The sequence below is a fragment of the Kitasatospora sp. NPDC048365 genome (assembly GCF_043200835.1).
Classification (GTDB): domain Bacteria; phylum Actinomycetota; class Actinomycetes; order Streptomycetales; family Streptomycetaceae; genus Kitasatospora; species Kitasatospora terrestris.
The window spans coordinates 69537-82087 of sequence record NZ_JBICYJ010000003.1 but is presented as its reverse complement, the minus strand read 5'-3'; the positions used below and the strand labels follow the sequence as shown (position 1 = coordinate 82087).

The 12551-nt window shown below is 75.7% G+C and carries 14 protein-coding genes; 4 read left to right on the top strand and 10 right to left on the bottom strand.

Annotated features, from left to right (window positions below; translation table 11 throughout):
- The first annotated feature begins 45 nt into the window (after positions 1 to 45).
- The gene (locus ACGFX4_RS03650; RefSeq protein ID WP_393069912.1) at positions 46 to 441 is read left to right on the top strand and encodes a universal stress protein; all 396 of its coding nucleotides are present in this window, start codon (positions 46 to 48) and stop codon (positions 439 to 441) included.
- A gap of 50 nt (positions 442 to 491) precedes the next feature.
- On the opposite strand, the gene ACGFX4_RS03645 is transcribed toward ACGFX4_RS03650, so the two are convergent.
- A complete protein-coding gene (locus tag ACGFX4_RS03645; protein ID WP_393069911.1) occupies positions 492 to 1223 on the bottom strand; it encodes a flavodoxin family protein in 732 nt (243 codons plus the stop codon).
- A 159-nt stretch (positions 1224 to 1382) separates the two neighbouring features.
- Between ACGFX4_RS03645 and ACGFX4_RS03640 the strand changes: the two genes are divergently transcribed.
- A complete protein-coding gene (locus ACGFX4_RS03640; RefSeq protein WP_393069909.1) occupies positions 1383 to 1871 on the top strand; it encodes a glutathione peroxidase in 489 nt (162 codons plus the stop codon).
- A gap of 58 nt (positions 1872 to 1929) precedes the next feature.
- Here the strand turns inward: ACGFX4_RS03640 and ACGFX4_RS03635 are convergent, their stop codons facing one another.
- Together ACGFX4_RS03635 and ACGFX4_RS03630 are read right to left on the bottom strand one after the other, a co-directional pair.
- Entirely contained in the window at positions 1930 to 2565 is a 636-nt protein-coding gene (locus ACGFX4_RS03635) for an HNH endonuclease family protein (RefSeq protein WP_393069907.1), read from the bottom strand.
- 314 nt (positions 2566 to 2879) lie between these two features.
- The gene (locus ACGFX4_RS03630) at positions 2880 to 3110 is read right to left on the bottom strand and encodes a hypothetical protein (RefSeq protein ID WP_345700869.1); all 231 of its coding nucleotides are present in this window, start codon (positions 3108 to 3110) and stop codon (positions 2880 to 2882) included.
- Between the two features lie 199 nt (positions 3111 to 3309).
- Between ACGFX4_RS03630 and ACGFX4_RS03625 the strand changes: the two genes are divergently transcribed.
- Both ACGFX4_RS03625 and ACGFX4_RS03620 read left to right on the top strand, forming a co-directional pair.
- Positions 3310 to 3885, top strand: a complete 576-nt coding sequence (locus ACGFX4_RS03625; RefSeq protein ID WP_393069906.1) for a hypothetical protein — start codon at positions 3310 to 3312, stop codon at positions 3883 to 3885.
- Between the two features lie 192 nt (positions 3886 to 4077).
- A complete protein-coding gene (locus ACGFX4_RS03620) occupies positions 4078 to 4500 on the top strand; it encodes a YkvA family protein (protein ID WP_393069904.1) in 423 nt (140 codons plus the stop codon).
- Here the strand turns inward: ACGFX4_RS03620 and ACGFX4_RS03615 are convergent.
- The 7 genes from ACGFX4_RS03615 to ACGFX4_RS03585 all read right to left on the bottom strand — a co-directional run bounded on the left by ACGFX4_RS03615 (position 4482) and on the right by ACGFX4_RS03585 (position 12524).
- Positions 4482 to 5312, bottom strand: a complete 831-nt coding sequence (locus tag ACGFX4_RS03615; RefSeq protein ID WP_393069903.1) for a tyrosinase family protein — start codon at positions 5310 to 5312, stop codon at positions 4482 to 4484. The two genes, ACGFX4_RS03620 and ACGFX4_RS03615, sit on opposite strands and share 19 nt — an antisense overlap.
- Before the next feature lie 65 nt (positions 5313 to 5377).
- Positions 5378 to 5770, bottom strand: coding sequence for a tyrosinase cofactor (locus tag ACGFX4_RS03610; protein WP_393069901.1), 393 nt, complete (start codon positions 5768 to 5770; stop codon positions 5378 to 5380).
- Positions 5771 to 5938: 168 nt separating this feature from the next.
- On the bottom strand, positions 5939 to 6127 hold the full coding sequence (locus ACGFX4_RS03605) for a hypothetical protein (protein ID WP_393069899.1): 189 nt from the start codon (positions 6125 to 6127) through the stop codon (positions 5939 to 5941).
- 135 nt (positions 6128 to 6262) lie between these two features.
- Positions 6263 to 6790 carry a GNAT family N-acetyltransferase gene (locus ACGFX4_RS03600; protein WP_393069897.1) on the bottom strand — a complete coding sequence of 176 codons (528 nt, stop codon included), beginning with the start codon at positions 6788 to 6790 and terminating at the stop codon, positions 6263 to 6265.
- A 96-nt stretch (positions 6791 to 6886) separates the two neighbouring features.
- On the bottom strand, positions 6887 to 7507 hold the full coding sequence (locus ACGFX4_RS03595) for a flavoprotein (protein WP_393069895.1): 621 nt from the start codon (positions 7505 to 7507) through the stop codon (positions 6887 to 6889).
- A gap of 68 nt (positions 7508 to 7575) precedes the next feature.
- Positions 7576 to 8901: a lanthionine synthetase C family protein gene (locus ACGFX4_RS03590; RefSeq protein ID WP_393069893.1), complete on the bottom strand. Its 1326-nt coding sequence runs from the start codon at positions 8899 to 8901 to the stop codon at positions 7576 to 7578.
- Positions 8902 to 9191: 290 nt separating this feature from the next.
- Positions 9192 to 12524 carry a lantibiotic dehydratase gene (locus ACGFX4_RS03585; RefSeq protein WP_393069891.1) on the bottom strand — a complete coding sequence of 1111 codons (3333 nt, stop codon included), beginning with the start codon at positions 12522 to 12524 and terminating at the stop codon, positions 9192 to 9194.
- Between the last annotated feature and the right edge of the window lie 27 nt (positions 12525 to 12551).

Sequence of the window (12551 nt, the reverse complement as noted above, 5' to 3'; positions counted from 1 at the left end):
GACCGGCTGGCGGAGACGTGGTGGTGGGCGTGGAGGCAGCCGGCCGTGCGACGCGGTCCTGCGCTCGCCTTCGAGCAGGCGGCCGAGCGGGGCATGGCCCTGCGCGCGGTGCAGAGCCGGACCGAGCCCGCCGGACCGTACACCACCGAGGCGCCGATCGAGCAGCGGGAGATCAGGGACTCGCTGGCGGCCACCGAGCAGCTACGCCTCCAGGACACCCTCGCCCGGTGGCGGGAGAAGTTCCCCGAGGTCCGCGCCGAGGCCGAGGTGATCGCCTGGAGTCCGGCCCGGAGCCTGGCCGAGGCCTCCCGCACCGCCTCCCTCCTGGTGGTGGGCCGCCGCACCGGCGGCCACCCGATGGGCACGCCCGGCCTGGGCCCGGTCGCCCGCGCCGTCCTCCACCGGGCCCACTGCCCGGTCGCGGTCGTCCCGCACGACTGAGCCCGCCCCGTCCGACTCAGCCGCACTCAGCCGGTCCGCCGGTCCGCCGCTCAGCGGTGCTCGGGGTTCTCGAAGTCGAAGCGGCAGCCGGCGTCCCAGGCGGAGCGCTGGTTGCCGTGGGCGGGGATTCCGCCGGCGTCCTTGAGCATGCGGGCGAGGTGGAGCAGGTTCCAGGTCATGAAGGTCGCGTTGCGGTTGGTGAAGTCGTTCTCCGGTCCGCCGGAGCCCTCGTCGAGGTAGGACGGGCCGGGGCCGGCGGGGCCGACCCAGCCGGCGTCGGCCTGCGGGGGGATGACGTAGCCGAGGTGTTGCAGGCTGTAGATGACGTTCATCGCGCAGTGCTTGGCACCGTCCTCGTTGCCGGTGATCAGGCAGCCGCCGACCCGGCCGTAGTACGCGTACTGGCCGTGTTCGTTGAGGATCGACGAGCAGGCGTACAGCCGCTCGATCACCTTCTTCATGACGGAGGAGTTGTCCCCGAGCCAGACCGGGCCGGCGAGGACGAGGATGTCGGCGGCCATCACCTGCGAGTAGACCACCGGCCACTCATCGGTCTCCCAGCCGTGCTCGGTCATGTCGGGCCAGACGCCGGTGGCGAGGTCCAGGTCGACGGCGCGCAGCTGGTCGACGGTGACGCCCTGGCGCTGCATGATCCCGGTGCTGATGTCGATCAGGCCCTGGGTGTGGCTGCGTTCCGGGGAGCGTTTGAGCGTGCAGTTGATGAACAGGGCGGACAGTCCGTCGAATCGCGGCCCGGCCGCCTCATCGCCATGGCTGGTCATGCCCGCCATGCCAGCACACCGTCCCGGCGGGGTCGAGCATCGTCCCCCGTCCGGCCCACTCCGGCGGGTCGGGAGGATTCCCGGCGGGTCGGGAACATTCCGGGCGGCGGGTGAGTTCTTGGCTGGCGGACCGGTCCCGTTCCGATTAGGAGAACCCTCATGAGCCTGTACGACATCCCGCTGCGCACCCTGGCGGGCGAGCCCGCTTCGCTGGCCGACCACAAGGGGAAGGCGCTGCTCCTGGTGAACGTCGCGTCGAAGTGCGGGCTGACCCCGCAGTACGCGGGCCTGGAGCGGCTGCAGCAGCAGTACGGCGAGCGCGGCTTCACGGTGCTGGGCTTCCCGTGCAACCAGTTCCTGGGGCAGGAGCCGGGCAGCGCGGAGGAGATCCAGACCTTCTGCTCGACCACGTACGGGGTGTCGTTCCCGCTGTTCGAGAAGCTGGACGTGAACGGCGACGACCGGCACCCGCTGTACGCCCGGCTGACCGAGGTAGCGGACGAGGCCGGCGAGGCGGGCGACGTGCAGTGGAACTTCGAGAAGTTCCTGGTGTCGCCGGACGGCACGGTGGTGGGCCGGTTCCGTCCGCGTACCGAGCCGGAGGCGGCGGAGCTGGTCGCGGCCATCGAGGCGCAGCTGCCGGCGTGAGTCCGGTCCGGCCTGCCCCGCATGCGGCGGGGCAGGCCGGTCACAGCGCAGGAACGATTCAGCAGGCGTTGAGCAGGCTGGTCAGCGCGGACTTCTCGGCGCTGTCGACGCTCAGGCCGTAGTAGTACTTCACCTGCACCCAGGCGCGGGTGTAGGTGCAGCGGTAGGAGGACTGGGGCAGCCAGTGCGCCGGGTCCTGGTCGCCCTTGGAGCGGTTGGAGCTGGCGGAGACGGCGATCAGCTGCGGGCGGGTGAGGTCGTTGGCGAAGTTCTGGCGCTGGGCGGTGGTCCAGTTCCAGGCGCCGGAGCGCCAGGCCTCGGCGAGCGGCACCAGGTGGTCGATGTCGAAGCTGGAGGCGGTGGTGGTGGAGACGCTGTCGTACACCGAGTACCAGCTGCCACTGGTCGCGGCGCAGGCGGAGTCGGTGACCACGTTGCTGCCGTCGCGCTTGAGGACCGTCTCGCGGGTGTTGCAGGCGCCGGAGATGGTGATCCAGTGCGGGAAGAGCGCGCGGTCGTAGGTGGTGGTGTGCGACTCGGCGGCGACGGTGAGCGAGGCCAGGTAGGTCTTGGCGGTCGCGGTGGAGACGGGGGTCGGCAGGGCGGCGTTGGCGGTGCCCGCACCGGCGAGCAGGCCGGTCGCGGCGAGCAGGGCGGCGCTGAGGGCGGCGGCGGTGCGGCGTATCGCGGACATGCGTGACTCCCAGGGGGCGCGGGGGCAGGGGGAAGCATCCGGTGCTCGGGGATCCCGGCCGGACGGTGTGTCAGCATGCCGCGCCCGGGGGCTACGCGGGTAGACCCGGGACGTTAACTTTTCCGAACACCCGAACCCCCGTCAGACGTCTGCCGGGCAACACCGGTTGTCGCACCCCGTCCGCGGAGCAGCGGGGCCGCACGACGAACCGCCCCCGCCGGCGAGGCCGACGGGGGCGGTGGGGGCGGTGCGATGGATGAGCTGCGGTGGACGTGGTGGACGCGGGGTCGGACGCCGGGGGGCCGGACGGACGGTCAGGCCTCGCCGGGGTGCCAGGCGGGCCACTCCCACGGGCGGTCGTCCCACACCACCTTGACCGGGTCGTGCGGGTCGAGGTCCGGGAAGTGGTGCTTGACCTCGGGTTCGAACTCCTCGGGGGCGAGGGGCTTCCACCCCGAGCCCTGGAAATGGACCAGGCGGTAGCGGCTGTCGGTGCGGAACTCCGCGACCTTGACGAGTGGTTCCTCGGTGCTGTTGCTCTGCATGCCGCCAGCATCGGGCGCCCGCCGCGCGGATGCACGCCCGCGTCCTCCGTGCGGTGGCAACGCCCGGGCCCCTCGGCGCGCCGCCGTGACACCGGGGCTCCGCGGTGTGCGGACGTGCCGGATCCGCCCGCGGCTCGTTGAGCAGGACGTCCCGCCGGGCCGACCGGTCGGCGGGACGGTACGGCACGGAAGGACGGACGTGAACGAACAGTGGCAGCCGCCGTGGCAGTACGGCTGGGAGCAGCAGCCCGCTCCCCCGCCGCCCGCACCGTGGGCGCCACCGGTCGCCCCGCCGCCGCGCCGCCGCCGGCGCGCGGTCGGGGTCACGGCGGCCACGCTGGGCGGCGCCCTGCTGCTCGGCGGCTCGCTCGCGATGTGCTCGGGGGGCGGCGAGGACCCCGACCGGGCCGTGCTCACCGCCGGCCGCCTGCCCACACCGTCCGCCTCGGCCCCGTCCTCCACCGGCACCCCCGACGCCGCGAACCCGAGCCCGACCCCGCCGCCCTCGCCTCGGTCGTCGCCGCCCTCCGCGACGCCCGCCGCACCGAGCGCCACCGGTGCGCCGTCGGCCTCGGCGGCACCGAGCCCGCGCCGTACGACCCGCCCGAAGCCCTCGGCGTCCCGCCGCCCGGCCGGCGCGGCGGCCTCGCCGAAGGCGTCGGACGGCGCCGCGCCGCTCTCCTCCGTGCAGCTCTGCGCGGCGGCGGAGCGCGTCGGCGAGTGGGCGCCGGGCTCGGAGCAGGCCCGGATCTGCCGCAGCCTCTACGGCGGTTGAGGCGGCCGGGACCGCCGGTGCGCGGTGCACCCGGGGCGGCAAGGACCCCGGCCGCCCCGGGGCGGCCGGATGCCCGCGACGGCAATGACCCGTGCGGGCATCACGTGGGCCACGGTTCCGCTACACCCCTGGGGCGGGACGGGCCCGCTGCCGTACCGTGGAGGCCGCACCGTACCCGACCTGGAGGCCTCCGTGAGCAAGTCCGTTCCGTCCCGCCCCGCTTCCGGGCGCCGCGCGCGCGGACTCGACGGGGATGCCGTCAGCCGCTCCGCGTGGGGGCTGTACATGGAGACCAAGCGGCCGGGCGCGCCCGGGATGGGGTCGCGGCTGGCCGCGCTGCCCCGCCTGGTGCGGGACGTGCTGCGCGGCAGCTACCCGGGCGTGGGCCGCGGGAAGCTGCTGGTGCTGGCGCTGCTGGTCGGCGTGTACCTGGTGAGCCCGCTGGACGCGGTCCCGGACGTCATCCCGGTGCTCGGCTGGACCGACGACACCGCCGTCCTGCTCTGGTTCCTGTCCGGCCTGACCCGGGAGTCGGGCCGGTACGTGGAGTGGCTGGCCGGCGGTGCCGGTCCGGAGGGACAGGCCGCGCAGGCGGCTCAGAAGCCGCTGTCGTAGGTGTAGTGCCGGGTGTGGTCGAGCATGTCGGCCGGGGTGGTGTCGTTCCACGGCTTCATCGTGCCGGTCAGCGCGACCACGTTGCGGGTGGCGGCGGTCGGCAGGTAGCCCCGGTCCGGATGGCGGCGCTGCCACTCGGCCCACAGCTTGTCGATGAAGCAGTGGTGCAGCCAGAACACCGGGTCGTTGGGCGACATGCCGGTGGACATCAGGCCGCCCACCCAGACGTGCACCCGGTTGTGCAGGTTGGCGCCGCGCCACCCCTCCAGCCGGTTGCGGAAGCCCTCGGAGGCGCTGTTCCACGGCGGCGCGTCGTACGTCTCGATCGCGAGCACCGTCTCCACCTCGGCCCGGGTGGGCAGTTGGGCGACGGCAGTGCCGAGCGAGCGGCGCAGGTAGTCGCGGGTGTCCGGGCGGACACCGAGCGTCCAGCGCCCGCCGGAGGCGGCGAACGGCCCGGTGGTGACCCGTCCGTCACTCGACCGGCCGTTGCCGCCGAGCAGGTCCGGCCCCCACAGGCCGGCGTCGGCGGTGCGGTCCGCGGTCCAGTCCCAGTACGGGAGGGAGACCTCGGGGTTGACACTCTGCAGGTCCCGCTCGAAGTCGAGCAGGAAGCGGCGGTGCCAGGGCAGGAAGGACGGCGAGCGGTGCCCGGTCCGCTCGCCGTTGTCGGTGTCGCCGACGATGAAGCGGTTGTGGGTGGAGACGTACGTGTCGTACTTGCCCTGGCGCTTGAGCTCCAGGACGGCGGCGACGAAGTCGCGCTTCTCCTTGGGCGTCAAGGTGGACTGGTTCTTGCGGACGGTGGCCATGCGTGGCTCCTCGGGGGTCGGTCTGCTGCTGCGGGTGGTGCCGTACGGCTGACGGCGGTTCGGCGTCAGCCGATCGGGAGCAGCGCGGCGCCCTGGAGGTCGAGCACGGCGGCACGGGCGAGCGCCCGCGGAGTGCCGTACGTCTGGTAATGGTTGACGACGCTGATCCAGCTGCCGTCGGCGTTCTGCATCGCGTGCAGTTCCTGACCGTCGATCAGGACGGTCCAGCCGCCGTGGTGTTGGTGCTCGGCGGACGGCCGGCCCTGGATGCGGCGGCCCCGGTAGACCTCGTCGAAGCCCTCGACGGGGTGCTGGTGACCTGCGGCCGGTGCGGCCTGGGCCTCGGGGCCGGTACGGCCCACGACGGCCAGGCCGGCGGCGGTGGCGAGGGCGACGCCGGAGCCCTGGAGCATCCGACGGCGCGTCAGTTCGGTGGTGGTGATGCCGGTTTCAGGCATGCGGGAACCCCCCGGGTTGCGAAGGTGGTGGAAGGCGCGCCCACGAACGGTGGGCAGGCGCGCGCACCGCGACTCCCCGTTCGCGGTGACACCTTCATGATCGCAAACCGGTCCGGGCGGGCGGAACGGCCGATCGGCGGGGGTCGATCGGCGGAGTCGCACCCGCTGCTACCTGCGGCGGCCCGCCAGCCGGGCGTACCCCTTCAGCAGGGCGGGGACGACCAGGTACACGGCGAGCGGAACCACGACCAGCGTCAGCACGAACGCCCGCAGCACCGGCGGCCAGTCGGCGGACACCGGGGCGATGGCGGTCATCCCGATCGCGACCAGCGGGAAGATCGCCAGCCAGGTGATCACCGCGCGGACGTGCACGGACGGCGGCGGGGACGGCGGCGAGGACTGCGGTGCGGGCCGGGATGCGGACTGAGATGCGGGCGACTGCGCGGACAGGGCGGGGCCTCCGGGAACGGGCGGGCTGGGGCGGGGCAGGGCTCAGAGAGCCTTGGCGAGACGCTCGAAGCGCAGGTCCGCCCGGAGCGGGATGCCGAAGCGCTCGTCGCCGTACGGGAAGGGCGAGAACTCGCCGGTCCGGCTGAAGCCGCGCCGCTCGTACCAGGCGATCAGGTCGGCCCGCTGCTCGATCACCGTCATCTCCAGCTCCGCGACACCCCACTCCTCGCGGGCCAGCCGCTCGGCACGCTCCAGCACCACCCGGCCGAGACCACCGCCCTGGCGCACCGGGCGGACCGAGAACATCCCGAAGTACGCGCTGTCGCCCCGCCGTTCGAGGTGGCAGCAGGCCAGCAGCTCGCCGTCCTGCTCGGCGACCAGCACCACCGAGTCCGGCTTGCCGATCACCTCCGCGACGCCGGCCGCGTCGGTGCGCTGCCCGTCCAGCAGGTCCGCCTCGGTCGTCCAGCCGTCCCGGCTGGCGTCGCCCCGGTACGCGGACTCCACCAGCGCCACCAGCGCCGGGACGTCCGTCTGCTCGGCGGTGCGGAAGGTCAGCTCGGGTGCCACGGATGCTCCAGACGTCGTACGGAAACCGCCGCCATCGTGCCACAGCCGCCCACCCGAACGGATCACGGGCAGCGGATCATCACGGGCAACGGGCCGCTACCCCGCCGCTTCCGCTTCCGCCTCCGCCGTCGCTCCCAGCGCCTTCGCCGCGCACGCCAGGGCGGCGGGCAGGTCACTGGCCCAGCCGTCGGTGGTGCGGCCCTCGTGCAGCGAGTGGCCCCGGCTGCGCGGAACGAGGTGGTAGCCGTCCTCGGCCAGCGTGCGCAGGTTCCGCCGCACCGCCGGCCGGCGCAGCGCGGTCGCCGGGATCGCCGGGCCCACCACCACGGGCGCCTCCGTGTTCAGGACGGTCGTCAGCGCCAGGTCGTCGGCGATGCCGTTGGCCAGCTTGCCGACGAAGTTCGTGGTGGCGGGCAGCACCAGGACCAGGTCCGCCCAGGCGGCGAGCTCCTGGTGCGCAATGGTGCCCTGCTCGGTGTCCCAGCCCGGCCCGCTGACCGGCGCGCCCGTCGCCACCGCGACCGCGCGGCGGGACACCAGCGTCTCGGCGGACGCCGTCAGGCACGCCCGCACCGACCACCCGCAACTGCCCCGCAGCCACATCGCCCAGGTCGGCAGGTTCACCACCGCGAACGCGCCGGTACCGACCAGCAGCACCTGTCCGCGCGGCAGTTCCAGCGGGGGCCGCGGGCCTGCGGCAGCCGGTTCGGTCGTCATGGCGAGCGGTCCTCCGGAGCGGGAGCGGGAAAGGGACGTGGGAGCGGGAAGGGGACCTGGGAGTGGGGTCAGGAGAGGAGCAGGACGCGGTCCCAGACCGGGTCCGGGTCGTCCGGGTGCGGGAGCGCGGTGAGCAGCACGGCCCCGACCCCCGCCGCGCCCTCCAGGATGCCCGGGTTGTCCTCGCCGACCAGCGGCTGGGCGCGGTCCCAGCCGAGCGCGCGGTCCGCGGGGGCGTGGTGACGGAAGCCGTACGGGGCGTCGGCGTCCCACTGCCCGGCGAGCCGCGAGGCCAGCGCGAGGGCGTGACCGGTCAGCTCCGCGTCCCCGGCGAGCCGGCCGGCCCGCCACAGGCACTGCACCAGGCCCGCCTCGCCGTGGCAGAGCGACGGCCCCTTCAGGTGCGCGAGCGTGTGCGGCCGGGCGAGCAGGGCGTGCGCGCCCGCCACCGCCAGCCGGTGCCAGGCGCCCGTACCGGTCACCAGCGCGGCCCGCAGCAGCGCGGTGGCGACACCGGCCGCGCCGTAGCACCAAGCGCCACCGGACTCCGCGGCCGCGAACCCGGACGGCGGGGTGCGTTCGCCGCGGGCCCGGGCCAGCTCGTCGTCGTACGGGAGGCGTGGCTCCCAGTACGGGCCGTACGCGTCGTGGTCGGCCCGGTCGGCCAGCCAGTCACCGATCCGGTGCATCGCCTCCGGCTGGCCGTCGACGGTGACCCCCAGCTCGGCGCTGCGGGCGAGCAGCGCCAGCGGGCCGGCGATGCCGTGGGCCAGACCCAGGTTCACGTCCCCGCGCGGGAAGTGGCGGCGGTCGGCGTCGGTCGGCTGCCGGTGCGCGGGCACCCACCAGCCGGGCAGCCGGCGGCCGTCGACCGTCACCGGCCGGGCCACCGCGACCAGGTGGCGGAGCGTGTCGCGGAGCGCCGGCTCGGCGGCGGCCCGCTCCTGCGCGTCGCCCTCCGTGACCGCGGCGAGCAGCAGCCGCCCGGTACCCGCGGCACCGCTGATCGCGTCGTACGTGGACCAGCCCACACCCGGGCCGGGCGGGTCCGCGGCGAGGCGCTGCTGCTGCTCGCCCGCGACGTGCGAGGTCAGGGTGTGCAGCAGCCGCGGGTAGTGGCCGCCCGGACGGGCCGCGACCTGGACGGCGGCGAGCACCGCCGCCGGACCGTACTGCAGCCCGGCGGAGCCGGTGCCCGCCAGCGCGTTCGCGGCGGCGACCACCTGCGTGTGCGCCGCCGCCCGCCACCGGGCGTCCCGCCGGGCCAGCTCCCCCAGGAACAGCGCCGCCCCGGCCGCCCCCTCCAACGCCACCGCCGACCCGCCCACCACCCCACGGGCCAGAGCCGCCGCCACCCGCCCGACGACGTCACCGACCGCCCCGTCCGCAGTCACCGAGTCCTCCCCGCGAGCACCCGCCGGACGGCCGGCACCGCCGCTCGGCGCCGCCCCGGTTCGCCGGGAGGCGTCCGGTCCCGCCACCGCGTCCGAGCCGGCGCCTGCTCGCGCCGCAGCCCCGGCCGGCCGACCACCCGCCGGATCCGCCGCAGGCGCCCCACCCGCCGGACGATCCGGGCTGCCGCTCGGCGCGGCCGACGGTCGTGCGGTGCCCGGCTCGGGCGGGGGCGGGGTGTCCGTGGTCGCAGGCGGCTGGGTACGCATGGGCGGGTCTCCCGGGTGGGTGGTCAGGGCTGGTGGCGGCGGCGGTCGGCGTTGCCGAGGACGCAGGCGCGGGCGAGGGCGAGGGCGCGGCGTTCGGCTTCGTGGTCGGGGCCGAGCAGGCGGTTGGAGGACATGTGCAGGAGTCCGGCGACGACCCGGGGCAGGGGTGACCAGTCGGCGTTGCGGGCGGCGAGGGCGTCGAGTTCCTGCCGGTAGGCGTGCAGGTGGGCGGCCTGGTCCTGGAGTGCGGCGCGGACGGCCGCCCCGGCGGGGTGGAGGTCGAGGGCGGGCCAGCCGCCGGCGGGGTCGACGAGGCGCAGCCAGTGGGCGCGCCGGGCGCGGAATCCGTCGGGCAGGTCGGCGCCGGCCGCGGCGCTGTCGGCGAGCCAGGCGGCGGCGGGCTCGCAGTACCGGGGGGTGTCGCCGGGTGGCATGCCGGCCGCGTGGGCGATCGAGGCGAGGGACAGGGCGGTGAGTGTCTCCCGGTCCCAGGTGATGCCGTCGATGGTGACGGGTGTGCCGCGGGCGACGCGGAGCAGGGTGAGGGCGGTGCGGCTGTCGGCGGCGAAGAACCGTTCGGCGGCGGGTTGGGCCTCGGGGCCGCCGTAGCGTTCCCATTCGGGCTCGTAGCTGTCGAGGACGACGCGTCCGACGAGGCCTTCCGCGGTCCAGCCGCAGACGGCGGTGCGGAGTCGGGGCAGCAGGTCGCCCCAGAGGCGTTCGGCGGGTCCGTGGAAGCGCAGGCGGACGTGGTCGTCGGGGTCGCGGTAGCGGATGTAGAACCAGCGGTCGATCACCTGGCGCACGTCGTCGGGGAGTGCGGCGAGGTAGGGGGTGAGGCGTTCGGTGAGGAAGGCCTCGGTCTGGCGTCCGGCGAGGTAGAGCTTGGCGTAGAGCCAGTCGCCGCCGGGTTCGGCGGCGCGGGTGCCGGTGCGGGTGCCGGCGTGGTCGCCGCAGGCCCGGTCGGCGGTCCGCTCGGCGGCCCGTTCGGTGGCCCGGTCGAAGGGCCGCTCGAAGGCCCGCGCGGGCGGTTCGTCGCGGGCGGCGGTGAAGGCGAGGGCGAGTTCGGCGGTGTGCGGGTGGCCGTGGCGGTCGAGGAGCCAGCCGTCCGGCCGGTCCTCGCCGCCGGGAAGTTCGACGGCGATGAGGTCGGGGTCCTTGGTGAGGGCGTCGCGCAGGAGTTCGCGGTGCCAGGGTTCGGCGAGGTCGACGGGAAGTCGCTGGTCCATCCTGGTGAGGACGACCTGCCGGGGTACGCGCCAGCGGAGGCGCCAGTCGGCGACGGCGTCGTGCCACCGGTCCGGGGGGAGGGTGGCGTGGTCGGCGAGCTCGTCGAGCCGCCAGCGTGCGGGGGCGAGGACGGTGCGACCGTACCGGACGCGCGGCAGGTAGGGTGCGCCGGCGGCGGCGCCCCAGTCGAAGGCGGCGTAGCTGCGGTGGGCGTCGCGGCCGAGTTCGAGCAGCAGGCGGGCGGCGTTGGGGGCCTGGCCGTGGAGGTCGAGGGCGTGGTGGGCGTGCGGGCGCAGGCGCCGTCCGGACGGCATGTGGACGGCGTACAGGTACTCGGTGGTGGCGGCGACGCCGATCCGGTCCAGTGGCACCGTGGTGGCCTCGGGGTCGGGCGGCAGTCCGATCGCCACCTGGTGCGCCACCGTCCGCGGGCTGTTGGCGATGTTGAGCGCGCGCGTGGTGCGCGGCTGGTACGCGACGGCCAGCTCCAGCGGCCCGTCCCCGGCGCCCTGCCCGGCCTCCGTGCCCGGCGGGTGGAGCAGCGCGGCGAGTTCCTCGTGCACCCCGCCCGCCAGGCCCGCGAAGCGTCCGAACGTCGCGCCCGCCTCGGCCGGCCCGGGACCGTTGCCGCCGACCAGCAGGAACTCCCCCTCTGCCAGGGCCTGTTCATCGGCGGCGACCAGGGTGCAGAACAGTTCGCAGGAGTGCGGCGGCCGGGCCCGGTCCGCGCCGGCCGGGGCGAGGCGGTCCACCAGCGCGTCGTCGAGCAGGACCTCCCGGCGGCCGTCCCGGACCGCCTCCGCCGCCAACCGGCCGAGCAGCAGGTCGCGTTGGCGATCGGCGGGCCGCGGTGGGTCCTCGCTCCGGGTGGACTGCGGCCACCGGTACCCGGCGGGGGCGCCCAGGCCGACGGTCTCGTCGAGGAGTTCGAGCAGCGGGACGACCCGGTCGGTGCCGTACCGCTCCAGGAAGTCACGGTGGTAGCCGCGCAGGGTCGGCATCCCGGGGCCGGGCGGCGAGAGCCGCCACAGCGCGCCGAGGGCCCGGGCCGCCTCCTCGGCGACAGCGGACGGCAGGTGCAGTTCCGCGCCGAGCGCGAGGTCGACGTGGACCAGCCGGTCGGAGTCGGCGAGCCTGCGCATGCCGTCCTCCAGTGCGGCGAGGGCGGCGGTCCGCCCGGCCGGGCGGGCGGCGTCGTACCGGTCGCGGTCGGCGGCGACCGAGCGCAGCGCGGCGAGCATCGGCAGCCGGGTGCCGGCGGCGTGCTCGGCGGCCGCCAGCACGTCCACCACCCGGCCGAGCGGGTCGCCGCCGTCGAGCACCGGACGCAGGCCGGTGATCAGGAACTCCTGGCCCACCAGCGTGCTCAGCATCCCCGCGAACGCCCCAGCCGGAGCCTGCGGGAACCGCCGCTCCAGCTCCCCGACGACCGACCCGAACTCCGCGCCGTCGGCGCAGAGTTCGAGGGCCGCCGCGACGGCGGGCGTGAGCCGCACGGACACCTCGCTGCGTGCGGCGTCGCCGGCGCCCGCGCCCGGGTTGGACGGCGCGGCCATCACCAGCCGGCCGCCGCGGGTGAGGATCCCGGCGTGCGCGTGCAGGGTGAGGTGGGGCAGCAGTTCGGGGTCCCGCTCCAACTGCTGGATGACCCGGAACAGCCAGTCGAGGTCGGCCCGGGTGCGGGTGGAGTCCGGGGCGTCCCAGGCCAGTTTGACGGGGGTGCCGCCGTCCCCGAAGCGCACCGGCGCGACGCCCGCGAAGCGCCCGAACGGGGTGCTGCGCGAGCGCAGCCGCAGCTCGTAGCGGAGCACCGAGACGACGGCGCGGCGCAGTTGGGCGTCGGTCCGGGTGGCGAGTCCGGCGGGGCGGGTGGCGGCGTCGACCAGCCGGGCGAGCGAGGGGCTGGCCACCCGCAGCGCGTCCATGAACGGGCCGTCGGCCGCCGCGCCGCGCAGCAGGTCCCGGCAGGCGGCGGGGCTCAGTCCGGCCCACGGGTCGGTGGCGGCACCGGCGGCGGGCCGCGCCCAGCCGGGGCGGCGGTCGCGGCCGCGCGCGGGGGCCCGGAGCAGGGCGACCGGTGCGGGGCGGAAGAGCGGCGGATGCGGTGCGGCGTGCGGTGACGGCATCGGGTCGGTCCCCCGGGGTCGGAACGG

What these genes read in the sequence shown, in the direction of transcription:
- ACGFX4_RS03630 (WP_345700869.1), bottom strand. Translation starts at nt 3,110, where the DNA reads ATGCAGAGCAACAGCACCGAGGAACCACTCGTCAAGGTCGCGGAGTTC.
- ACGFX4_RS03645 (WP_393069911.1), bottom strand. Translation starts at nt 1,223, where the DNA reads ATGACCAGCCATGGCGATGAGGCGGCCGGGCCGCGATTCGACGGACTG.
- ACGFX4_RS03585 (WP_393069891.1), bottom strand. Translation starts at nt 12,524, where the DNA reads ATGCCGTCACCGCACGCCGCACCGCATCCGCCGCTCTTCCGCCCCGCA.
- ACGFX4_RS03595 (WP_393069895.1), bottom strand. Translation starts at nt 7,507, where the DNA reads ATGACGACCGAACCGGCTGCCGCAGGCCCGCGGCCCCCGCTGGAACTG.
- ACGFX4_RS03635 (WP_393069907.1), bottom strand. Translation starts at nt 2,565, where the DNA reads ATGTCCGCGATACGCCGCACCGCCGCCGCCCTCAGCGCCGCCCTGCTC.
- ACGFX4_RS03615 (WP_393069903.1), bottom strand. Translation starts at nt 5,312, where the DNA reads ATGGCCACCGTCCGCAAGAACCAGTCCACCTTGACGCCCAAGGAGAAG.
- ACGFX4_RS03610 (WP_393069901.1), bottom strand. Translation starts at nt 5,770, where the DNA reads ATGCCTGAAACCGGCATCACCACCACCGAACTGACGCGCCGTCGGATG.
- ACGFX4_RS03640 (WP_393069909.1), top strand. Translation starts at nt 1,383, where the DNA reads ATGAGCCTGTACGACATCCCGCTGCGCACCCTGGCGGGCGAGCCCGCT.